The sequence below is a fragment of the Photorhabdus temperata genome, from assembly GCF_025384845.1.
In the GTDB taxonomy this organism is placed as follows: Bacteria; Pseudomonadota; Gammaproteobacteria; order Enterobacterales; family Enterobacteriaceae; genus Photorhabdus; species Photorhabdus temperata.
In genome coordinates, this window is record NZ_JAJAFX010000029.1 from 1 (window position 1) to 23,020 (window position 23,020).

Annotated in this window: 19 protein-coding genes and 5 pseudogenes; 8 read left to right on the forward strand and 16 right to left on the reverse strand. The window is 41.6% G+C overall.

Annotated elements, in window-relative coordinates:
- The first annotated feature begins 172 nt into the window (after positions 1–172).
- A complete protein-coding gene (locus LGZ99_RS12715) occupies positions 173–754 on the forward strand; it encodes a recombinase family protein (RefSeq protein WP_023046651.1) in 582 nt (193 codons plus the stop codon).
- 68 nt (positions 755–822) lie between these two features.
- The gene (locus LGZ99_RS12720) at positions 823–1,539 is read left to right on the forward strand and encodes a transposase (protein WP_262979167.1); all 717 of its coding nucleotides are present in this window, start codon (positions 823–825) and stop codon (positions 1,537–1,539) included.
- 407 nt (positions 1,540–1,946) lie between these two features.
- On the opposite strand, the gene LGZ99_RS12725 is transcribed toward LGZ99_RS12720, so the two are convergent.
- The 8 genes and pseudogenes from LGZ99_RS12725 to LGZ99_RS12760 all read right to left on the reverse strand — a co-directional run bounded on the left by LGZ99_RS12725 (position 1,947) and on the right by LGZ99_RS12760 (position 7,297).
- Positions 1,947–2,180: a hypothetical protein gene (locus LGZ99_RS12725; protein WP_051769075.1), complete on the reverse strand. Its 234-nt coding sequence runs from the start codon at positions 2,178–2,180 to the stop codon at positions 1,947–1,949.
- A complete protein-coding gene (locus tag LGZ99_RS12730) occupies positions 2,177–2,737 on the reverse strand; it encodes a hypothetical protein (protein WP_051769078.1) in 561 nt (186 codons plus the stop codon). Before LGZ99_RS12730 ends, LGZ99_RS12725 begins: the two co-directional genes overlap by 4 nt.
- Positions 2,738–2,926: 189 nt before the next feature.
- Positions 2,927–3,133: pseudogene (locus LGZ99_RS12735) on the reverse strand (IS630 family transposase); the annotation flags it as partial.
- Positions 3,134–3,241: 108 nt separating this feature from the next.
- Positions 3,242–4,306, reverse strand: a pseudogene (locus LGZ99_RS12740) (reverse transcriptase domain-containing protein).
- Between the two features lie 499 nt (positions 4,307–4,805).
- Positions 4,806–6,119 (reverse strand): Tn3 family transposase, encoded by a 1,314-nt coding sequence (locus tag LGZ99_RS12745; protein WP_262979168.1) that lies wholly within the window; start codon positions 6,117–6,119, stop codon positions 4,806–4,808.
- Entirely contained in the window at positions 6,082–6,324 is a 243-nt protein-coding gene (locus LGZ99_RS12750; RefSeq protein WP_051769083.1) for a hypothetical protein, read from the reverse strand. The genes LGZ99_RS12745 and LGZ99_RS12750 overlap by 38 nt, the downstream gene beginning before the upstream one ends.
- Before the next feature lie 239 nt (positions 6,325–6,563).
- A complete protein-coding gene (locus tag LGZ99_RS12755; RefSeq protein WP_021323028.1) occupies positions 6,564–6,851 on the reverse strand; it encodes a type II toxin-antitoxin system RelE/ParE family toxin in 288 nt (95 codons plus the stop codon).
- Positions 6,848–7,297: a ParC-related protein gene (locus LGZ99_RS12760; RefSeq protein ID WP_262979169.1), complete on the reverse strand. Its 450-nt coding sequence runs from the start codon at positions 7,295–7,297 to the stop codon at positions 6,848–6,850. Before LGZ99_RS12760 ends, LGZ99_RS12755 begins: the two co-directional genes overlap by 4 nt.
- 561 nt (positions 7,298–7,858) lie before the next feature.
- Here LGZ99_RS12760 and LGZ99_RS12765 point away from each other — a divergent pair.
- The 4 genes and pseudogenes from LGZ99_RS12765 to LGZ99_RS12780 form a co-directional block, all read left to right on the forward strand.
- Complete coding sequence (locus LGZ99_RS12765) at positions 7,859–8,437, forward strand: plasmid pRiA4b ORF-3 family protein (RefSeq protein ID WP_036836799.1); 579 nt, start codon at positions 7,859–7,861, stop codon at positions 8,435–8,437.
- Between the two features lie 463 nt (positions 8,438–8,900).
- Entirely contained in the window at positions 8,901–9,104 is a 204-nt protein-coding gene (locus tag LGZ99_RS12770) for a type II toxin-antitoxin system VapB family antitoxin (protein WP_021323031.1), read from the forward strand.
- Entirely contained in the window at positions 9,104–9,481 is a 378-nt protein-coding gene (locus tag LGZ99_RS12775) for a type II toxin-antitoxin system VapC family toxin (RefSeq protein WP_021323032.1), read from the forward strand. Before LGZ99_RS12770 ends, LGZ99_RS12775 begins: the two co-directional genes overlap by 1 nt.
- A gap of 382 nt (positions 9,482–9,863) precedes the next feature.
- Positions 9,864–10,034: pseudogene (locus LGZ99_RS12780) on the forward strand (transposase); the annotation flags it as partial.
- A 239-nt stretch (positions 10,035–10,273) separates the two neighbouring features.
- Here LGZ99_RS12780 and LGZ99_RS12785 read toward each other — a convergent pair.
- From LGZ99_RS12785 to nagE, 8 genes and pseudogenes are all read right to left on the reverse strand, one after another.
- Complete coding sequence (locus LGZ99_RS12785; RefSeq protein WP_262979170.1) at positions 10,274–12,949, reverse strand: beta-N-acetylhexosaminidase; 2,676 nt, start codon at positions 12,947–12,949, stop codon at positions 10,274–10,276.
- A gap of 825 nt (positions 12,950–13,774) precedes the next feature.
- Positions 13,775–13,906: an SDR family oxidoreductase gene (locus tag LGZ99_RS24835; protein WP_390894014.1), complete on the reverse strand. Its 132-nt coding sequence runs from the start codon at positions 13,904–13,906 to the stop codon at positions 13,775–13,777.
- A complete protein-coding gene (locus LGZ99_RS12790) occupies positions 13,903–14,352 on the reverse strand; it encodes a cupin domain-containing protein (protein WP_262979171.1) in 450 nt (149 codons plus the stop codon). Before LGZ99_RS12790 ends, LGZ99_RS24835 begins: the two co-directional genes overlap by 4 nt.
- A 131-nt stretch (positions 14,353–14,483) precedes the next feature.
- On the reverse strand, positions 14,484–15,242 hold the full coding sequence (locus LGZ99_RS12795; protein WP_262979172.1) for an iron-containing redox enzyme family protein: 759 nt from the start codon (positions 15,240–15,242) through the stop codon (positions 14,484–14,486).
- 55 nt (positions 15,243–15,297) lie between these two features.
- Positions 15,298–15,870: a hypothetical protein gene (locus tag LGZ99_RS12800; RefSeq protein WP_262979173.1), complete on the reverse strand. Its 573-nt coding sequence runs from the start codon at positions 15,868–15,870 to the stop codon at positions 15,298–15,300.
- Positions 15,871–16,721: 851 nt separating this feature from the next.
- The gene (gene glnS, locus LGZ99_RS12810) at positions 16,722–18,389 is read right to left on the reverse strand and encodes a glutamine--tRNA ligase (protein WP_262979174.1); all 1,668 of its coding nucleotides are present in this window, start codon (positions 18,387–18,389) and stop codon (positions 16,722–16,724) included.
- A gap of 197 nt (positions 18,390–18,586) precedes the next feature.
- A pseudogene (locus tag LGZ99_RS24840) lies at positions 18,587–19,039 on the reverse strand (glucose PTS transporter subunit IIA); the annotation flags it as partial.
- Positions 19,040–19,092: 53 nt separating this feature from the next.
- Positions 19,093–20,611, reverse strand: a pseudogene (gene nagE / locus LGZ99_RS12815) (N-acetylglucosamine-specific PTS transporter subunit IIBC); the annotation flags it as partial.
- 347 nt (positions 20,612–20,958) lie between these two features.
- Here nagE and nagB point away from each other — a divergent pair.
- Together nagB and nagA are read left to right on the forward strand one after the other, a co-directional pair.
- Complete coding sequence (nagB, locus tag LGZ99_RS12820; RefSeq protein WP_021323048.1) at positions 20,959–21,771, forward strand: glucosamine-6-phosphate deaminase; 813 nt, start codon at positions 20,959–20,961, stop codon at positions 21,769–21,771.
- Between the two features lie 84 nt (positions 21,772–21,855).
- Positions 21,856–23,016: an N-acetylglucosamine-6-phosphate deacetylase gene (gene nagA, locus LGZ99_RS12825; RefSeq protein WP_036836811.1), complete on the forward strand. Its 1,161-nt coding sequence runs from the start codon at positions 21,856–21,858 to the stop codon at positions 23,014–23,016.
- Positions 23,017–23,020: the final 4 nt, after the last annotated feature.

A 23,020-nucleotide genomic window follows, 5' to 3' on the forward strand; every position in this document is an offset into this window, starting at 1 on the left:
TGGGGTATTTACGCAGCCATTGCATCCAGCTCTGTGTTGTTCAATTTACGTAAAAGTATACCTTTTCATCCGTGCAGAAAACAAAGCAATAATCCTCTATAAACCTCGAAAAAGTCAACTTTATAGAGTATTCTACAAATCTTTATCACGTTTAAAGACTTTTGAGGGTAGTATGCACTATGCCTATATCCGGGTGAGTTCGGTTGACCAGCACGTTGATCGCCAGAAAGAGGCGCTGTCTGCATCCGGTATTGAAATTGACAAAATCTATATCGAACAGGCCAATGCGAAAAACATCAACCGGCCACAGCTTCAGGACATGCTTCAACAGGTCAGAACCGGCGACACGATTGTCGTTCACTCCATCGATCGGTTATGCCGCAATATGATGGATATGTGTACTCTGACCCTGCGTTTACGCGAACAAGGTATTACACTGATCTTTCTGAAAGAGCCGCTCACTTTTAGTGCCAACGAGAGTACGCCTATGCAAGAGTTGCAACTGCATATGATGTCGGCCTTCAGTCAGTTTGAACGGGCACTCATTCGAGAGAGGCAAACCGAAGGGATCGCCGCGAAAAAGCAGCGTGGAGAACGAACGGGCAGACCGCCTGCGGAAATCAGTAAATTGCCTCAAATAGACGCGTTAAGAGCGAAAGGTATCAAGTTAAAGCTGGCTCGCGATAACGTGGGATTAGGTGTTTCTACGTATTATAAATTGCGTCACCAGCTAAAAAACGGGGAAATACGGTAGCTACAACCCCGGGAGGACAGCACCATGCAAATTAGGTGACGAAACGGAGCATTCTTGGACAGAAAAGATTGCTGCATAAATGTCCCACGGTTTTTTATGCTATCCTGAATGCCGTATTCAGAGTACAGGAGGGAAACAGGAATAAGACTATTAGAGATTTTTCTGACAGTAATTCAGATGATCTTATTGTTAGTTATACGCCATCGGAAGCGGTAAAGTCAGATCTTAGAAAGAGAAACCTTCTTTCAGAATTCCCATGCTTAACGTTAAGACTAATAAAGCATATTGACCGAAATGGTGAATATATTCTTGCCACTACTCTTGTTGAACAAGGATATTATGAAGTCGAAGCTTTTCATGATTTATATCACCTTAGATGGAATATAGAAGAGTTATATAAATTGTCCAAGTCAATCCTTTGCATTGAGGATTTCCATTCACAGAGTGAGAAAGGCGTAAAACAAGAAATCCAGGCGCATATATTATTACTGAACCTGGCAAGGATATCGGAAAATGATATTAATCACAGAGGCAACGATAGCGACTGCATTGATAGCAGAGAAAATAAACAGAAATTGAATTTCAAAAACTGTTTATTTCTCGTAGTAAGACACTTGTCTTTGCTGATTCAGGGGATAAAAAAACATTTAAAATCATTTTATTGTGCTCTTTCAGAGGGACTTGCCGGAATGACTCACCGGGTGAGGCCTGGGAGGCACTATCCACGAAAATCTATGCGTCCCAGAACCCGATGGAACTCTTTTGATGCCCCGGCAAGAGTTTAACCGAATGTCATTGATGGGCACGGAACCCCGAATACGTTCATGTAGTTACAAATTTGTATGGTACATTACCGGAGTTAAATCAAGGAGATTATGAAAAATTATGATTTCCACTCAATTATCTATATGATTATGGAAAATTTTCGGTAAAGGATGTGTTATGTTATTCGTCGCCATGCTTTTTATGTCAATTGTAACTTTTTTCTTTTTAACCATAATGGTTAGTTATTTCTTTATATTGGAAAGGAATGTAAAAAAAACAATATGGACGTCGTTATTAATGACATTTGTTTTTATATTAAGTCTACTTATTCCACAGTTTTCTTATCAATATTTATTTTATTTATTTTAATGGAGTATTCGCCCTTGGTTGCTCATTGCATGAGCAACCAAGGGATTGTTTTTTATCCTTACGGTTTTCTATTCTTAAGAAGTTGCATTAATCTATTTTCCTGAATTTGTCGGCTAACTGGAAAACTGACATTTTCTTTCCATTCCCCTGTGATATCAAATGGCTTTCCTCCCACATTAATATCCTCTTTCACCCAATTAAATGTGTCGTATGGGTCAGTAAATTTATCATATAGTTTATAATTTATTGTACCAGATACATTATATACATCACCCACTTTTTCAACACTCACATTTGTAAGACTGCCACTGACCGTTGCACCTCCAATACCCCAAAGCGGATCGTAAATCGGGACTTTTTTTCTAGACCAAAATTATACCTATTTTCAAAATCAACTCGTTCACCACTCTGAATCTGTGAAACAAAACGAGACTGAATACTGCCTTCTGGCCTGCCAAATGCACCTGGTTTCTGCATCAAGCCACGAACTTTATCATGTACACCGATTTCAGAGAGTGTCAGTTCTCGGCCTGATTTTCCGAAAAAATGTTGCAACATGCCGAATGAACTCATGCTGGGTTTGCTATTTTGAGCTTTATCGAAAAACCCTTCATTCGAACCAGGACCACCCCTACCAAAGTTTGCTTTTCTAAGCGGAAGCATTTTCAACACATGTAATTTTTTTACCTTCGTCATATCCCCTTGGGTGTACGCCTTCATTATGTCTTCAATTACTTTGCCCCCTCTTTTATCTCTTGGATATGGACAATCTTCTTCACCACATACTGGACAAATATTTTTCTCTAATCCTTTCAAAAAATCCATGTTAATTTCATTTTCTTTCGACATAAATATCCTTAATTAATGTTAATTAATTCCACTATTTTTACAGATGAAATGCTTTTTAATAAACTAATTTGTATCAATAAAAATTTTGTTAAATATGTGTTTTTATCGACATAAATTAATTTTACATTTTCATTTAATACATAAATACCGAAATAACATGTGTGGTTATTCTTACAGTTATATACCCGCTTAACTTGAAGATGCAAGATTCAAAACCTGGAAGTTGTCATTAATACAGCACGACAGGTTCCCGGCAAGTTCCGGTAATCTTTCCGTAAAAAAGCGATGGATTGCCTGCCTGAACAAGGCCGTCGAGGTGAAATAATGGTTATTTCTGACTTGTTCATTCATCACCTTCCACAGCCTTTCTATCGGGTTCAGATTCAGGCTGTATGGACCAGCGGTTGAGTAGACCCGCCGGTTACCCAGACGGGCCCCTCCTCAGAACCGGACGTGCGGAACTACCGCATCCGGCTCCCGACAGATCAGTGTCCCTACACATATTCAGCGAGTCCAGAGTATTGATCGGGTTTTCCATTTCGTTGGATAACCCAGCATTTTCAAGATCAGATTCAGCTTTTTCCACGTCAGTCGGCGACGACCACTTTTACGGTTGAACCATCTATAGATTATTCGCATACTTTGGTAGATAAACTGCCCAACTCGTCTCTAGGTTATCAGATATGCCGTGATAATTTATCCAGCCTCTGATCACTCTGATGACGGTATTCAGGATTTGCCGTTTGTCGGTACTCAGATTCTTCCATAGAAAGTCCCTGAGTCCCTTCAATTTAGCGGCGAAACGGTCTTTTCGGCTGGTAAATTTCAGTCGCCAGAAACCCTTTCGCGTTTTCCCCCAATAGCAGGTAAATCCCAGAAAATTGAACGTTGGCAAGCGTTTTCCTGACTGGTTAGCTCGCATTGCCGCAATGTGACCCGCAGGAATTAATTGCGATTTGTCTTCATGCAACTCCAAGCCGTACTTATTCAGTCTCTTAGGTAATACCTTGTAGAAACGTTTAGCTTCACTGGGATACTGGAAAGTAAACACCATGTCATCAGCATACCTCACCATCTCTGCCCGTCCATGTATATGGGAACGGCTGATTTCATCAAACCATTCGTCTATCACATGATGCAGGTAGATATTGGCCAGCACCGGCGACAGGATTGAACCTTGCGGACACCCACGCACATTGCTGGATGTCTCTTTACCCACTATGACGGGCGCCGTGATTAATACCTCGATCAATCTGAGGAAACGGCGATCTGATATTTTCTTCCGAAGTAAATTCATCAGCTCATCATGAGGTATCATGTTGAAATACTTATTCGCAAAATGAGATTATGAATATTCTCATCAAGGTGTTCACCGTAAGCGGCTTTTGTCATGCGATCAATACCCACAGCTTTACTCCCGTCAAGCCGCAGGAATTGCCCTTTCAGCATGTCACTGTTTAACAGGTGCCCCAAGTTATTGAACACCCGTTGTTTGTTACCTGCTGATTTCTCGCCTATACGCTCAAGTTTTGTTAACCATGATAGTCCGTCGTTGCTGTGTACGGTCATTGTTGCCCTCTTACGTTCGATCTGTCTGCCCGCCCTTCGCTCCACGGTCATTACTCGCTTCATTACTACTATGGCTGACTCCGACTTCCGGAAAGCCATTTCTGTGGCCTTGTGTTTGGCACTTGTGCCACAGATACCCAGTTCCTCAGGGAACCCTCCGGATCTCCTGTGTTCCGTCATTCATCTCTGCAAACTCGCTGACGCCTGCGCCCCCGGTGGTTGGTTTCCTTTGGCAATTTGCCAGTATGGCCTCCGGTAACCTGTTGCCTGCCAGGTGCTCCAACCTGTTGGCTCCCACAATTAGTTCATATTTCGGGGGTATCACGTTCACCCTTTGGTTTCGGCTCGAATGCTTCGCTGTCTACGCTTCACCCTCCAAGTTACCCAGGACGGCGCAAGACTCGCTATCCGGTGGCACTGGCTATGCCTTCCGGAGCAGGACTTTCACCTGCAAGATAAATGCAGCTTTTCACAGCGCACGGAGCATTTGAACAGAAACTTACGGTTTTGCCCTTTCGGTAGTCTCTGTACCGTAAGGTTCTCCATCAACAAAATAAGTGCCATTGGGTAATACGTGTTTATAGGGTAGTAAAGAGATATGGGCTAATACGTCATCATCTATGACTTCACCATTTTCACGTAACTCGTTAATAATATTTATTATTCTTGATGTGTTCCAGTACAGGATTGCATTGGATACCAGACTCAGGGCGCTGGCCTTATTCATGATTTCTTCGTAATCACCGGTTGTGAATTCGTCCTGGTTTGCAAAAAAGATCCATCGGGGCAACTTATGCCGGTATTCGCCTTTATTGAGCTGAAGCTGAACCGTACGACGTAAATCCTGGTCGGCCAGATAGCGCAGAATATATTCCGTCTTAATCAGTCGTCCCAGATTAGTGAACGCCTTAGAAAGACGATCAGATGGAAAACTGTTGGTGAGCTGTTCTACGATGACATGGGCCGGTGCTGTACGTTCTTTGAGAGATTGCGACACATGAATCATTGCATCCCATTGTTCCTCAATAATATCCAGATCTGCCGTTTTATTCAGTAATGGTGTGAAAACACCATAATTTACTGTGCGATCAACCCGATAGAGTTGCTGATCTTTTAAATCTCTTATCCGCGGCATAAAGTAATAGCCAAGCAGATAACACAGCGCAAAAATGATTTCGGTATAACCGTGAGTGTCTGTAGTATGTTCTCTGATCTTCAGAATCGTGTTAATTACAGGAAATCGCTTTGGTGCTGTACACCGAGTATTGATCTGATACGTGTGTATATATATCGCCTTTTCGTAATAGCCATAATAGCGGGGATAATAGGCTGCAAGGAGGCTGTCAGCCCTGATCCTGAAACGCTGCGCATCAGAAAACGACAATTGCCCTGAGCCGTGTACCTGACTGAAAGGAAGCTGATGATGCTGATTTACAATTTCCGCACTGGCGGCTTTAATCGTGTCTTCCCGGACGTAGAACTGCAATACATGCCGTAGCATATCGACGCTGATGTCGTTAACGCTGGTACTCATAGCAACCACGCCAAGATTGGTTGCCTGTGATATCAATGCGGATATGAGGGTCTTATAAAAGTGTTTTGGCCTGCTGTTGTGCTGCTGATCGGGAATGAAGTGTCTGCTGAAATGAGTTTGCTGATCAACTTCCATTAGTAATTGTTCTATGCGAATAGAGGGCATACTGGCATCTATGACCTTTTGCAATCGGGCGACGGCCTCAGGAATTTCGGCCTTATCATCCCGTTTAAGCCACAGACTACCCCCCTCTGATTTCAGCAAAAGAGTCAAGTTCAAACCGTTTTTCAGCCTCACCAGCTATCTGATGAAATTCAAGTATCAGTGCTGTCTTAACGTTTTCCTGAGTTGGCTGTTGCAGCTCGACATAAGCCGCTTCCCGGGTTGCCTGCCAGTGATGTTGATCCAGCATCAGCTCCCAGAACGAGACATGTTGTTTGCTCTGAGGGACAAAGAGATCGCCAGAACGAAGCGCATCTTTCATGGCGATGGCCACACCGAGTACCCATGCGTTTCGTTGTACTTTTCCATCCTTCCCTCTCAGTATCCGCTGTAGCTCGTATGGAACAAAATGTGTCGGGACATTGACTGGCAGTCTTTTTAAATGACGCGCTTTTTCAATTTACGCGGCTCGCTACACCGGTCACTACCCCTAATTGGTAGCTTATAGTTAATACATATATATTAACTATAAGGCGTCCAAAGGTAGTTCTGGTAGAGCTGTCAGGACTTGGCCGGGGGCCATTGCTGGGCAGCATGGAGCACGCGCAGCACAACAACCGTACCACTGTCCTTGATGCGATAGACAATCACATAATTATGCCGTACGACGATTTCACGTGTGCCGCGCATGCGGCCGGGGCGGTACAGTTTAGGCTGCTGCACAGCGAGTTCGATTTTAGTATCAAAGTCTGCGTCAAGCTCAAGCGCGGCGTTGGGGCTGTTTTGTGCGATGTAATCAAAGATACGTTCCCGATCTGCTTCCGCGATCTTTCGCCAAATGATTTTCATGCGCGACCCTGTACAATGCGTTTACGCAAGGCTTCACGTTTGGCGGCAAATTTGGCTTTGACATCAGAGTGAGGGATACCAGGTCCAGGTTCGTCTATGGCTTGCTGCACTTGTTCACGAAACCACGCATCATAGGCTGCGGCCTCGTGGGTACGCTTGAGCGCTTCGGCACGATCTGGCCTTGAGGTATTGGGGGTGTCGGGGGCGTAGTTTGATGAATCCACGTCGAAGCGGTCAATGCCAATTTTTTTTAAGTAGGAAACCAGCGTCTCGAACTTGCGAAACAGCCGTACATTACGGCTGCGCTGTGCGGCCAGTGGTCGCTCGTGCATTCCATAGCGCACCATTACGGCCCAGCCACCTGGCTGGCCTACTATGTGCGCTCCTCTTACGGCACCGGCCTCAACAAGATGGGAGAGGGTGCCGTGGTCGATAGTTTCAGCCATGTTGTTACCTCGCAGTTTCTGAATATTTCACAATAGGACTATTGTAATTTATAGTGCGAATTATAGTAAAATGCAATGTATTTAATTATTAATTTACTCAATGGCTGAACATAACGCCTGTTAGATATAGCTTGAAGTGTTAAATAAAGTGAGTTTGACTTATACTAAGAGTGGGTATTTTACCCTTCGTAAAGTTTTAACTAGAAACCCGTACGTTGCCGCGTCGGGTTTCTTCTCTATTTCAAAATGAAATAATTAGTAAAACTATAGTTGACAATGATTTGACATGATGATGGATTTGAATATAATTCAGAATTTGTAAAGTATTTTAAGAGGTAAATGTGAAGATTAGACGTATTTCACAATCAGATTGGGATCTTATTTATCCAGCATTAGAACATTTGTCTATAAAAACCATTAAAACAGCACATGATATATTAGTGTGTGGTAAGACACTATCTGATGTGTCAAAAGAGGAGAGCATAAAAAACCGTGGGGCACGATGTTAAATCGGCGATAGAATGAACAACTAAGTGCACTTATTAAGTCCGATATTTCACCATGAAAATTTATATCGTGAAAGTCGCCCTTCGGGGTATCAGTCCTATGGTCTGGTGCCGATTCAGATTATCAGGTGGGACTTCTTTAGCGACTTTTCACTATATCATTCAGATCTCTCAGGGATGGCAGGATGATCACCTTCACCAATTCCGTATTTATGGCAAATATTACGGCATTTCCTACTCTGGCGGGATTGCATTTCCTGATAACCCTGACAAAATCGCGCTGGATGACTTTGAATTTGATGCCGGTGATCGCTTTACTTATGAGTACAATTTTTTTGAGCACTGGCTTCACGATATCCGTATTGAAACTGTTCTCGAAAACTCTAATCTGAAGTCTCCTTTTTGTTTGGCCGGAAACAGAATGCCCGGGGCAACGTTGGCCGATGAAACCGCTAAAACACTGGCACTATTTAACGCGATTATTCATGCTGATGAAACAACAACAGTCAGAGAAATTCGTCCATTGATAGATGATCTTGATACTGTCAGATTCAACCGGCCAAAGGTTAACCGCCAATTAAATAGACTTAACCTTGATTCACCAGAACTTGAACCCATCGTGATATGGCTGTAGTAGATAGTGATGATCGATATCCATAAAGGTATACTTTTAGAGAGTCCAGTCTAAGCCTTGCGAATAGTTAGGCGTGTAAAAATCATAGTTTTTTAATAACTGATTGAGTCGATAGCAGTTAAACGTGACGCGATTGAACTCGTCGATGAATTCTTGGATGTCACCAAAAGTGGTATTGTCATCACTGTCAACAATAGCTTCTAAGAGTTTAATGGTCGCTTCTGTTTCATCATATTGGGTGACATCAGGCATACCTTGTTGGGCATAATTTTCCTTTCACCATGATGATAAAGCGCACGATCATACTAATTGATGAAAGGGGATACCCCACAGATTTTTATGCTCTCACCCCCCCCTCAAATGGTGACAGGTTAACGCAATTGCCCCTAATGATTTATGCTCTTGCATTGATTCAGATATTGATGCAATATTGCATCAATATCTGAATCAATGAGGTAATCAAATGCGAACTACTGTCACGATTGATGATGTGCTGTATGCACAGGCGCTGGAAATGGCCGATCCTAGCATGGACAAAGCTGATATTTTCCGGGAAGCGATGAAAACGTTTGTTCGGGTGCAGGCGGCAAAGCGGCTCGCTTCGCTCGGCGGTACATCGCCTGAAATGCAGATGATTCCCCGCCGCCGCGAGGAGCCATCCGCATAATGACTATTTTGGTTGATACATCCGTCTGGGTTGACCATTTCAAAAACCGGAATGACGGGTTGATTCAGTTGCTGAGCCGGGATCTGGTTCTGATTCATCCAATGGTATTGGCAGAGATAGCATGTGGTAACCCTCCGGCTCCAAGACTGCGAACACTTGGTGATCTAGGTCTCTTACCACCGAGCCATCAGGCCAGTATTGCCGAAGTGATGGCGTTTATTGAAAACGAAAAACTGTACGGGCTTGGATGTGGTTTTGTTGATATTACGTTGCTGGCATCAACCTTAATAACGCCAGGAGCAAGACTTTGGACATTGGATAAGCGACTTGAGAGATTGGCTAAACGTCTTAATGCGAGTTATCAGCCGATTCATTGACCGGAAACTTATAATTATTTTTTCAGCGGGGTTTGAGGAGTAACGGAACCATAAGTACTGATAAGTGGTTAAATAGAATGGCTAATATTCATAAAATCAAATAATTATGAGTTTTACATTACCTGTTATGAATATACGTCCAAGATGAGTATAGGTTATTTGGCTATCGTAGATAGGCAGGCTAAAAATAGCAATTCACGATGTAAGTTGGCTACCCAATTTTTGGCTATTTAAATTGACCGCTTAACGGTGTTTACTGCTCCACTGCTCCCGAAACCCCGAGTCAGCTCCTAGGGGCTGTTGACGTTTTGAGAGGAATTATTGAACAGCATGATGATTTGGTATAATCGTTTTCGCCAAAAAATAACCAGACCTCACCATCATGCTGCGAACTACGTTAACAGATACACAATGGAATAAGCTATCTGCATTCATGCACCATACTGGATTTATTTACCACAAAACAAAACATCGTCAGGCGCTTGAAGGCATTCTTTATCGTATGAGAACAGGCATTCCGTGGCGCGACCTGCCTTCCGAATTCGGAAAATGGTTAAGCTAAGATTTTTTGCGGAAAGAACAACATATGAGAGAGTATGTCGATGATTACGCTATTAAGCATAAAGAAGAAATTAGCCAGAATACGCGTCTTGCCGTGTTATCAATAAGGGCTTTAGGTGAAAAATCCCAGTGTAAAGCATTTTTCAGATCGTCGGAATACTCCTACATTCGATGGAAGTTAACAGCGTTTTGAAAGGAACCCATCAGGGTTCCTTTCTTGATGAGACAAAATCATGCCTTTACATGATCAATCCGGCTGTAACGTTGACCATCCGGGCTGACAGAACGGATCAACACATTTCCTTTTACCTTCGGACGTTTATGATTGTCATAAATTTTCCAGCTATTACCGCCATCAGTTGAGTACTGAATAACCAATCCTGGCAAAGCAATATTGGCTTTCAGAACACCGCGTTTTACTTTGGCTCCAGGTACTGGTAAACGGTAAGCAATTCCTGCCCTATCCAGTTTAACAAGCTCACGCTGCCCTATCAGGTTAGCAAACCGTACCCAGTCACGATTCAGTGCATCTATATCAACTTTATGCGTTTCTCCTCGCTTATATTCCTGGCCTGGAACATAATCCTGTTCCCAACCAGCCCGGTGCCATGCCCGTTCTGCCAGCGGTAATAAACGAGGATAAAGCATATATTCCATCTGCTCATCAGTACGGACCGTTTCACTCCATGCTTGCCCCGACAGCCCATAAGCGCCCGGCCACGGTTTGTCACTTTTCGCACGGAATGCATTACCATCACGGTCAACGGATGTTTCAGCATTTTGCGGCATATTATTTGGCGCAAAACCAAAGATCTTGGCTTCATCATTAAAACGGGTTGCCCAATAATATCCACGTTCCTGCGGATGAACTTCATATGGCATATCCAGATAAACATAATCCGGGTTGGATATAACCACTTCATAGCCCTTGTTCGCCCAATCATTGACTGAATCAAAGCCACCCCAGTAGAGAGCATCCCAGAAGTTCACACCCACGCGTTTGGTCGCAAAATCTTTAGCGCTGTCAGCATGTTTAAGACCATCCTGCCACGCCTGCATCTTCTCGATACCATTAGTATTCACAATTTTGCTCACTTCAATGGCGAAGTAGCTGGCAAGATGCTCAATATCTTTCACCACGCCCTGCTCCACCAACTTCTGGCAAACCTGAGATTTAGCCCACGGCTTATCTTCTATACTCTTATCAATGATGCCTTTACCCGGTACTATAGGGCCATTCTTATCCTGGAACCCTTCTCCCAAACGAATATTCTTCGCTTCATCACCACCGAAATGCCAGGTCTCCAATGGCAAGCCAGCTTCTTTATGCATAGCGGCAATTTCACCAATAACTTTCTCAACAAATCGTTTTGAAGAATCCATACATGGATTCAAATAACTGCGACGGTCATAGAGCTGCACAGAGGTTGCCCTGGTGGTATCCGTTGGGTCCAGCAAGCGGTATTCATTCGCGCCTTTCACATTACCCTGATCCATCAACTTCTTATAACGGGCTTCCATAGAAACCACTGCGGCACGAGCATGAGCCGGCATATCAATTTCAGGAATAACGTCAATATAGCGGGCTTTGGCATATTTCAGAATGTCGATGTAGTCCTGACGACTGAAGAATCCACTCCCCATATTGTTGTTATCAGGGCCAGACCCCAGTTGTGGTAACAAGCATTTGGTTTCACTCAAATCATGACAACGCTGGCTACCCACTTCCGTTAGCTCAGGTAATCCGGGAATTTCCAAACGCCAGCCTTCATCATCGCTCAGGTGGAAATGGAATTTATTCAGTTTGTAACTTGCCATTTGGTCAAGCAAACGCAGGACCGCCTGTTTACTGTGGAAATTACGCCCGACATCCAAGATAGCGCCACGATACTCAAAACGTGGGGCATCTTTTACCGTCAGAGTAGCAATCTTTCCACTGCCATCGACAGGAATCAATGACAGCAGAGATTGAAGACCGTAAAACACACCAGCTTGATCAAAAGCAACAATTTGAGCGCCATTCTGGGTAACATTCAGGCGGTAAGCCCCTTTAACCTTCCACTCTCCGGTAAAATCTGAAGAGACAATCTGAGTCGCAACCAAATAGCCACTATTCTCTAATTTAATGCCTTGATCGGTAAAACGTTTTCTCGCAAGAATAACCGCCTCGTCATTCAAACCGCCAAATTCCAGTCTGACCCCCCCAGATAAATCAGCATCCTCTGAATAAATCTGAATTTCTTTTGGCGTCGGGATTATTTGCCCACGTAATTTTTCTGACTCGACTTTTTTAACCTGCAAATTCTTCACATAACGATTTTCAGGCGTCATCAGAATGTTGTTATCCGCTGTTGTGCGTTTCCATTGATCACCGGTGAAAGCAGATAAAAATTGGCTCAGATCTTCTGTATCCGTATTCACAAGGACTTTAGGTTTCGCATCGCCTGACGTTACATACCAGCGCGGCAAAAAGTCAGTGCTGTAAATCTGCCAGTACTCTCCGGTAATAGGCAGTTTTACCTGCTGATTCGCTTTAATACCGGTGAATTTCTCAGTTGGTTCCAGTTTATGTAAATCACCCGTGATACGCGTAATTTTAAACTGCTCATTATCGACACTCAGGACCTGGCGGATACTGTGGAAATAAATCGCCCAATCAGATGAGTTAATGGCCTGGTTACCATTGGTTAAAGTAATATCGACCCGATTACAAGTGGCCCAATCCGCCCCCAATACCGCACAATTAACACCATGATCTCCAGCCTGATTATCAACAACCTTATAATTAACTTTCAATTGACTCAGTGAATCAACCAATTGCTGCGCTGTATTATTGGCATAGACAGACCCCATCAGGCCAACAGTCGCTGTTAGCGCCGCCAGTGTGCACAATTTAAATTTCTTCATTGTCGCCTCTTTCAAACACAAATGTTATGTAAGGTAAGCCACTGCCCAGAAATATAAAAACAGCGGCAACAAGCCATTAGAAGACAATAAATGGCATGATGATGTTGAATTTAATCTCTTTCTCATCCCGGAAAAATTCCAGGCAAATCCTTGAAAACACACACTCTGGTCATAGATTGGATTAGTGCTGATTTTTGTACTATGTGTAACCATAAAATTAATTACTTTTTAATTAAAATAAATCACGACCAAAAATGTAAATCTATCCGTAAAATAAAAATTTCAATTGAAAAAGAAAATTAAAATCATCTGATCAACATATACACAGATTATTTTTCACATCACGAATTATCAATGGTAAAAAAGGGATTTTTTACAAAACATGACAAAGAACACATTACAAGAAAAATACATTAATAGTTATACATCATATTGATATTAAAAAGAACAATACGACCATAAAAACTTAACAATATAAAATACACATTAAAAAATAGATTGATTAATATAAATGTTTTTCAACTAAAATAGATGCAAAATTATTTATCAATGATAATATTTTAGAAACTATCCTGGTAGTCATAATTATTGCTAGTCGTTCTTTGAATAAAACGGTGAACACGGACAACGCGAAAAACCTGGGCATACACGTAGTGCGTAAATAGCTTGTATAGGAAAAACATGATAAAATATAATAAATTAAACAAAAATCCCTATCATAATAGTTCATAAACAAATTACCGGGGTATTGCCAATAGGCTTTTTACCCCGGTTAGATAATTATCTGTTTTTAAATACAATCGACAAAACCCACATCATATGTATCTAAACATTAATCATACCGCCATCAACAATAATGTCAGTTCCCAACAAAAATCTCGATTCATCTGAAGCAAAGAAAACAGCCGTATCGGCAACGTCAGCTGGGGTTCCCAGACGTCCAACTGGGATCTTCAAAGTTCTTCACGAACTGCCAGCCCCAGGTTTTGCAACATGGGTGCATTCTCACATGCAATATAGAATGCTTCATCAGTGGTACTGCTATTTGTATGTTGATGCCATGCCCATACAGGCACATATATTGCGTCACCTGCTTTCCATAAAACATGTTGTTCACCAATGAGTGAATACCCCTCACCATTGACGATATATATTATGGTTTCATAACTGTGCCTGTGTTTACGCGTGGATTGTCCAGGCTGTAATCCCCCCAGAGTCATACTGAGAACTTTACTGGGTAAATTAACCATAGCGACCTTATGGCGCCTTTCATTTGAGAAACTTACATCTTGACTGACTTCAGAATTCAATACATTTTCATGAATTAATTGAGTCGGCTTATCTTCAATTAACTCTCCTGGAACTCTACTGAAATCGCCAGATGAAAAGAAAGTCTTTTTCATTATCATCACCTCTAATATCACACCTTATTTTACGGTTTGTATTTTCTAACTATTTTAAAATAACGTTCAAGATATTTTATCTTAAAAGTATTTTAATCATCGCTTCTGCCGAAAGTTTTTCATGTTCTTTATTATCCCGACAATACCATGTATTCATGCGGATTTATCCTGGTATTACTTTGATATAGCTCATTTAGCATCGCCATGCGAAAACGCACCATCTCTTCACCAACGGCAATAACATCTGCCCTTCGGTGAGGGTTTTCTTCAATCATTCGATCAATAATTTTCCTCATCACTATTGCATGATCTTCGTCCTCCTCAACATGAATTTTGAAGAAATATAATGCGTCGTCAGAAGCTTTTATTGATCGCAATGCATCTAAAATGGGACCATAAACCAGAGGTACAATTGCCTCAGCACCTAAACACAAAGCCGCCAGCCCTCTTAGAGAATCATCACTCCGGCAGTGGCGAAACATAGCGTTAATCAATTGCTGAGTACTTTTAAGTATCGCGTCACTTTTAGGAACAGCATCGATAGCTGCCATCGCCTTTTTATATAACTCTGCATGAGAGATCTTTGCAGCATCAGTTCCTGTTAGCTCTTCCAGCAAATTATGAGAAAGCGATACAAAATCTTTTTGATCTGCTAAACCTCCCATTAATGAACACAAATATCGAGTAAAATATTGTGAATAGTAATGGTGCTGAATCATGAACTTTCTCAGTAAACTCTGGTTGGCCTGCCCAGAACGACAAGCCACCAGAAATATATTCGAATTAAGTTCTTCCAGTAACCCTTTAGAAAAAATGTCTTCCCACAACGGTGATAAGAAATAACCAGTTTCTTTTTTAGGTTCGTTTTGAGTGTTGATAGCGAGTTCCATGATAAACCCTTTTAGTAACATTCAACTGATGAGATCTATGATATACAGGCTCTTATCAAGCCAAAGATATTAGCTCTGCGTTTATGCACTCATATAAATTTTTCAACAGAGATTGCGGATTTAGATTTTGAAAAACATTTCTGCCAATACATAATCCGCTAGCCCCAGCTGAAATAGCAATATCCTCTTCTTTAAATTTTCTCAAAGTGATAATATCATTAGAGTAGATATATTTATTTTGATTTGTATCTAAAAATTTGAATAAAGCTAAATATTCACTTTCTCGAAATTTAATAAGCTCTTCAGATGTCTTAACCCTCAGAATTATCTGCATTATTTTAGGTATTGCATCAATGAAAGCTGAGATATTATTTAGATATAAAATTATACCACTATAAAAAGAATTTATTACCGTGATGAAAATAATGTCATCTGGCCTTTGATCTGACAGTTTGTCTATATCAAACCAAATCACCGGACCATTTAAAGTTTCACGTTTAGAACTTTTATTTTTACTTGAATTGTTTAATCTTACAGATGTTCTCTTGGTAACTATTTCGGCTGTTTCAAAATTATCGGGTGGGATAGTGACTGCTTCCTTTTGCACGCTAATTATATTTTTACTCATATTCACAATCCCCTAAAAAATAAAGAATAGTTTTTCAATTGGTAATTTTTCTTAATTAATATCAATTTATTATTATCATATCCTATTTTTTCGTATCTATAAGACATCCAGACTGTAATTTTTTATTTCATAACCCCAAGAATCAGTATAGTGATATTTCACAAAACACATTGTTTATTATTTTTCTAAAATGAATAAATGTGTGAAAAAACCATACCATCGCACAAGCACAATAGATAACTTCAATTACTATCATAATTATGAAATAAAAATCCACAAATCAAAAGATAATCGATATTCAATAGTTATGTAATTAATGTCAATCCTTCAAGTTTCATTGCCAATCCATTTTTCTGCTACCGAAGGACGGTTATCTATATTATTAATATGATTAGTAAATAAAAAAGCCATTACTTTGAATCTATTATTTTTATTTGCTTTCGCGGTGGGATTTTACTTTCCTCAACAAAATAAATACTAAGATTGTGGTAATGGCTGCCGCTACTGCAAACACAATAAATTGATATCGAAATGCCTCTTCATATACTTTATAAGGCAATGATTTATCTAATAAAGGATGAATCGCAACCGTGTTATTTAAATTACTCGATCTATCTCCTTTCATCCGTCAGTAAAAGCATATCCCGATTCGAAGAGAAATTAGGTGTACGTCTTTATCCGCTTTTGCGACTTGTTATCCACAGATAGAACTGGAACTAGACTTTAGTGATCGATTAGTTGATCTCATTAATAAAGGTTTCAATACCGTGAATAGCAATATTTAGCAAAAAAACTGCACCTCAACTTGTTGGCCTCATGTCCAACTCGTTGGGTACAGTTCATTTTCTCAATTAATCCTGAGAAATTTTTGTCCAGGTATCACGCAGACCAACAGTACGGTTAAATACCAGGCTTTCTGCACTGGAATAACAACTATCAGCACAGAAATAACCTTCACGCTCAAACTGATACGTTTTTTCTGACTTGGCATTCGCTAAACTTGGCTCAACAAAGCCCTGACGGACCACCAGTGATTCTGGGTTAATTGTCGCCAGAAAATCATCCTCTGCACCAGGATTTGGTACACTGAATAGACGATCATACAGACGGAATTCAGCAGGAACAGCATGGGACGCACTGATCCAATGAATAACACCTTTCACTTTACGGCCATCTGCTGGATCTTTATTCAGCGTCTGCTCATCATAGCTGCAATAGATTGTCGTGATATTGCCGTCAGCATCTTTTTCAACACGCTCTGCTTTGATGATATAAGCATTACGCAGACGAACTTCTTTACCCAAAACTAAGCGTTTATATTGACGGTTAGCTTCTTCACGGAAATCTGCCCGGTCAATATAGATCTCACGGCTGAATGGCACTTCACGGCTGCCCATCTCCGGTTTATTTGGATGATTAGGCATGTTCAGTATCTGCTCCCCTTCCGGCCTGTTTTCAATCACCAGCCTGACCGGATCGAGAACAGCCATTGCACGAGGGGCATTTTCGTTCAGATCATCACGGATACAGGACTCCAATGCAGCCATTTCCACATTATTGTCTTGCTTAGTTACACCAATACGACGGCAGAATTCACGAATGGAAGCGGCAGTATAACCACGACGACGCAAACCTGAGATAGTCGGCATCCGTGGATCATCCCAACCTTCAACAATCTTGTCGGTCACCAATAGGTTCAGCTTACGCTTGGACATCACCGTGTATTCAAGATTCAGACGCGAGAATTCATACTGACGCGGATGACAATCAATGGTGATGTTATCCAGCACCCAGTCGTACAAACGACGATTATCCTGGAATTCCAATGTACACAGCGAATGTGTAATACCTTCCAGCGCATCAGAAATACAGTGAGTAAAATCGTACATCGGATAGATGCACCATTTGTTACCAGACTGATGATGTTCTGCAAATTTAATACGGTACAAAACCGGATCGCGCATCACAATAAAAGGTGATGCCATATCAATTTTGGCTCGCAGGCAAGCTTTACCTTCACCAAACTCACCGGCACGCATTTTTTCAAACAGGGCCAGGTTTTCACCAATACTACGGTCACGATACGGGCTGTTTTTACCTGGCTCTTTCAATGTGCCGCGATATTCACGGATCTCTTCCGGGCTCAATTCATCAACATAAGCCAGACCTTTATTGATCAATTCAATCGCATACTGATACAGCGTATCAAAATAATTGGAAGAGTAGCGAATATCACCACTCCACCCAAAACCTAACCACTGAACGTCATTTTTAATAGAATCAACGTACTCAACATCTTCCTTAACCGGATTGGTATCGTCAAAACGCAGATTGCACAGGCCCTGATAGTCCTCTGCAATCCCAAAGTTCAGGCAGATAGATTTTGCATGACCAATATGCAGATAACCATTGGGTTCAGGCGGGAAGCGAGTATGTACGGATGTATGTTTACCAATTGCCAAATCTTCATCAATTATTTGACGAATAAAGTTTGTCGGGCGGGCATCTGCCTCACTCATTGTTTTATACCTCAATAATGCCAAAAGCGCGTCACATAACCGCCTATAATCCAACAAGCAGTGCTGAGAAACAACCGTTTGTTACTGCCAAATGGCGATTCAGGGCAAAGTTGAAGCGAAAAACGAGAAAAGCAGTACTCTTCCCGTTTTTCATTTATTGAAAAATTTTTATCAACTTTTACGGACTTGTCTGTTGTTTATCTCAGCACATCAAATAATTTTGTCTGTCCTGCTTTTACCTGACCTTTTGCCAAAATATTAACACCAATATAATCATCAATATTGCTGACGATAACTGGGCTAATCATAGATTTGGCATTAGCATTCAGGTAATCAAGATCCAAATTCAATACAGGCTCCCCAACTTTCACCATTGCTCCTTCATTCACCAACCGTTTAAAACCTTTACCGTTAAGGGAAACCGTATCAATACCCAAATGTACAATCAGTTCCAAACCTTCATCAGTTTCAATACAGAAAGCGTGATTGGTGTCGAAAATTTTCACGATCGTACCAGACACAGGTGCAAGCACAGTATTTGATGTTGGTTTGATAGCAATACCATCACCAACAACTTTACTGGAGAAGGCTTCATCAGGCACGTCTGCCAAATCGATTAACTCACCACTGACCGGAGCAATCAGAGTCAGCAAGATTTTACGTTCGCCTTCAGGCTTCGCTTTCTGTGCTGTCTGATGTTGATAGTTTGCAGTCGCAGCAGCAACTGGACCTTTTGCCAAAACATCACGCATAGCACTGGCAATCAGTTCTGCACGAGTACCAACAATAACCTGCACACTCTGTTTATTCAGGCGGATAATACCGGAGGCACCCAGGCGTTTAACCAGATTGTCATTGACCTGATCGACATTTTTTACCGACAGACGCAGACGAGTAATACAAGCATCAATAGCAGTCAGGTTATCTGAACCACCCACTGCGGCAAGATATTGATAAGCTTCATTGTGGATGTTATTCGCTGTTGCTTTACCATTTTTGTCCACATCAACATCATAGCCATCAATTTCACCATCAGCAGCCAATTCACGCCCTGGAGTCATCAGGTTGAATTTTTTGATAGTAAAACTAAATACGAAATAATACAGGCAAAAGAATACCAGACCTTGCGGGATCAACATGTACCAATGTGTCGCCAATGGGTTACGGGAAGAGAGTACCATATCCACCAAACCGGCACTGAAACCAAAACCCGCAATCCACTGCATTGTCGCTGCGATAAACACTGAAATACCGGTCAAGATCGCGTGCAGCACATAAAGCACTGGCGCAACAAACATGAAGGCGAACTCCAGAGGCTCAGTAATACCCGTGAAAAATGCAGCGAATGAACCCGCAATCATAATACCAGCCATTTTGGCCTTATTTTCGGGACGCGCGCAGCGATACATCGCTAATGCCGCACCCGGTAGACCAAACATCATAATAGGGAAAAAACCCGCCTGATAACGGCCGGTAATACCAACTATTGCGCTACCATCGACTATGGATTTCTGACCACCGAGGAAATTAGGAATATCGTTGATACCCGCCACATCAAACCAGAATACAGAGTTCAGGGCATGATGCAGGCCAACAGGAATCAGCAAGCGGTTAAAGAAGGCATAGATACCGGCGCCTGTCGCACCAAGATCTTTAATACTTTCACCGAAAGTAACCAATGCATTATAAATCACCGGCCACACATACATCAGGATGAAAGCAACCAGAATCATCAGGAAAGAGATCAAGATGGGCACCAAACGACGACCGCTGAAGAATGACAATGCTTTCGGCAGTTCAACACCACTAAAGCGGTTATACAGTTCAGCAGACACAACACCCACCAAAATACCAACAAATTGGTTATCAATTTTACTAAAGGCTTTTGGTATATCGCCAACCGAAATACCCTGGATCATAGATACCGCTGCCGGAGAACAAAGTGTCGTTACGACTAAAAAACCGACAAAACCTGTCAGTGCTGCCGCACCATCCTTATCTTTAGACATGCCATAAGCCACACCAATAGCAAATAACATTGGCATGTTCTTAATAATGGCTTCACCCGATTTAATCAGCAAAGCTGCCAGTGCATTATCTGCTCCCCAGCCTACCGGATCGATCCAGTAACCTATCCCCATTAGTATTGCAGCAGCAGGCAATGTGGCTACCGGTACCATTAATGCTCGCCCCACTCTTTGCAAATAATTCAGAATATTCACCTTGCTCCCCCTTATATCCTCAATTACCAGAGTCTCTTACTGCTTATAACTGCATTATTATCAAAGTAAGCAATAAGGACATCTATTCTACAATTTCAGTGTAGAAAATTTATTTTTCGTCGCAAATTAATTCCTCATTATATGTGATGAATATCACCATAAACACCAAGTGTTTGGTCAAAATGCTAGCTAACACACAAATCTTATTTTATCATATAAAATATCATAACGCGCAGAGTGTCTCTGACAATGAAAATGATTTAGTATTCAGGTTATAGAAGATTAATTAAGAGAATAATGTATAACTCTATTTTAACTATAATAATTTATTGTTTTAAGAGGTAATTATGAGACTGATCCCCCTAACGAATGCAAGTGATGTCGGTAAATGGTCTGCACACTATATCGTTAGCAAAATCAATGCATTTAATCCAACCGCAGAGCGTCCTTTCGTTTTGGGACTACCAACAGGCAGCACGCCACTGGCAACTTACAAGGAATTGATTACTCAGCATAAAGCAGGAAAAATCAGTTTTGAACATGTCGTTACATTCAATATGGATGAATATGTCGGTATCCCCGAAAATCATCCACAAAGTTACCATAGTTTTATGCACCATAACTTCTTTGATCACATTGATATCCAAAAGGAAAATATCAATCTGCTCAATGGTAATGCTGCTGATATTGATGCAGAATGCCAACGTTATGAAGACAAAATTAAGTCTTATGGTCAGATTCATCTGTTTATGGGGGGCGTGGGTAATGACGGCCATATTGCGTTCAATGAACCAGCATCATCCCTGACTTCCCGTACCCGCATCAAGACGCTGACTGTAGAAACCCGTACTGCCAACTCCCGCTTCTTTGATAATGATATTAATCAGGTGCCTAAATACGCCTTAACCGTAGGTGTAGGTACCTTGATGGATGCAAAAGAAATTATGATCCTGGCTACCGGTTTGAATAAAGCCTTGGCAATCCAGGCTGCTATTGAGGGCAATATCAATCATATGTGGACAGTAAGCTGTCTGCAAATGCACCCTAAATCCATCATTGTCTGTGACGAACCAGCAACAATGGAATTGAAAGTAAAAACAGTTAAGTATTTCCATCAATTGGAAGCAGACATTATCAGCATATTTGCCAGCAAAAAATAAGAATCCACACAGCCTGAGGCTTATCTCAGACTGATTATTGTCATTATCCTCAATCATCATCTCCAGATCCCATAGGAGGCTAAGATGTATGCTTTAACCAACTGCATTATTTATACCGGTCATGACAGACTGGATAATCATGCTGTTATCATTGCTGACGGCTTAATTAAACGGGTTTGCCTAACACAAGAGTTACCCGAACAGATTGAAAAACATGATCTGAATGGTGCCATTCTTTCCCCCGGCTTTATCGACCTGCAAGTTAACGGTTGTGGTGGTGTTCAATTTAATGAGCGGCTGGAAGATATTTCAGAAAAAACGCTGGATATCATGCAAAAAGCCAATGAACGCTCAGGCTGCACCAGCTACTTGCCGACTCTGATTACCAGTACAGATGAATTGATGATAGCCTCTGTTGAGGTGATGCGTACTTATCTGAAGCATAATAAGTATCAGGCCTTAGGCCTGCATTTGGAAGGGCCTTACCTCAATCCGGTAAAAAAAGGCACTCACAATCCAGACATTATCCGTAAACCTACACCTGAAATGATAAATTTCCTGTGCGATAATGCTGATGTCATTACCAAACTGACCCTCGCACCAGAAATGGTGGAACAGAAATACATTCACCAGTTGATTGAATCAGGGATTGTAGTTTCTGCCGGTCACTCCAATGCCAGTTATGAAGAAGCCCGACAGGGATTTCGGAATGGCATAACCCTCTCAACCCATCTCTATAATGCGATGCCATATATTTCTGGTCGCCAGCCTGGTCTGATGGGCGCTATTTTTGATACGCCAGAAGTTTACGCGGGCATTATTCCCGATGGTTTGCATGTTTCATGGCCAAATATTCGCAATGCTAAACGGCTGAAAAAAGATAAGTTGATTCTGGTAACGGATGCCATACTTCCCGCCGGGATGGATACTTCTATCAATAAAATGGAGAATTTCACCTTTGCCGGTAAAACCATATACTATCGAGATGGATTGTGTGTCGATGAAAACGGCACTTTAAGCGGTTCTTCTATCACTATGATAGACGCCGTTAAAAATAGCGTTGAACACGTTGGTATTGCTCTGGATGAAACACTGAGGATGGCGGCACTCTACCCAGCCCGTGCGATTGGTGTTGATCAATATCTCGGCACTATTGAAGCCGGTAAAATTGCTAACCTCACCATTCTCAGTCACGACTTTAAAATCTGCAAGACCATTGTTAACGGAAAAGAAACTGACCTTTGAGGGA

Coding starts and splice junctions, on each gene's coding strand:
- LGZ99_RS12715 (WP_023046651.1), top strand. CDS start 173: ATGCACTATGCCTATATCCGGGTGAGTTCGGTTGACCAGCACGTTGAT.
- LGZ99_RS12770 (WP_021323031.1), top strand. CDS start 8,901: ATGCGAACTACTGTCACGATTGATGATGTGCTGTATGCACAGGCGCTG.
- LGZ99_RS12765 (WP_036836799.1), top strand. CDS start 7,859: ATGAAAATTTATATCGTGAAAGTCGCCCTTCGGGGTATCAGTCCTATG.
- nagA (WP_036836811.1), top strand. CDS start 21,856: ATGTATGCTTTAACCAACTGCATTATTTATACCGGTCATGACAGACTG.
- LGZ99_RS12730 (WP_051769078.1), bottom strand. CDS start 2,737: ATGTCGAAAGAAAATGAAATTAACATGGATTTTTTGAAAGGATTAGAG.
- LGZ99_RS12775 (WP_021323032.1), top strand. CDS start 9,104: ATGACTATTTTGGTTGATACATCCGTCTGGGTTGACCATTTCAAAAAC.
- LGZ99_RS12760 (WP_262979169.1), bottom strand. CDS start 7,297: ATGGCTGAAACTATCGACCACGGCACCCTCTCCCATCTTGTTGAGGCC.
- LGZ99_RS12755 (WP_021323028.1), bottom strand. CDS start 6,851: ATGAAAATCATTTGGCGAAAGATCGCGGAAGCAGATCGGGAACGTATC.
- nagB (WP_021323048.1), top strand. CDS start 20,959: ATGAGACTGATCCCCCTAACGAATGCAAGTGATGTCGGTAAATGGTCT.
- glnS (WP_262979174.1), bottom strand. CDS start 18,389: ATGAGTGAGGCAGATGCCCGCCCGACAAACTTTATTCGTCAAATAATT.
- LGZ99_RS12795 (WP_262979172.1), bottom strand. CDS start 15,242: ATGGAACTCGCTATCAACACTCAAAACGAACCTAAAAAAGAAACTGGT.
- LGZ99_RS12785 (WP_262979170.1), bottom strand. CDS start 12,949: ATGAAGAAATTTAAATTGTGCACACTGGCGGCGCTAACAGCGACTGTT.
- LGZ99_RS12800 (WP_262979173.1), bottom strand. CDS start 15,870: ATGAGTAAAAATATAATTAGCGTGCAAAAGGAAGCAGTCACTATCCCA.
- LGZ99_RS12750 (WP_051769083.1), bottom strand. CDS start 6,324: ATGAAAGATGCGCTTCGTTCTGGCGATCTCTTTGTCCCTCAGAGCAAA.
- LGZ99_RS12790 (WP_262979171.1), bottom strand. CDS start 14,352: ATGAAAAAGACTTTCTTTTCATCTGGCGATTTCAGTAGAGTTCCAGGA.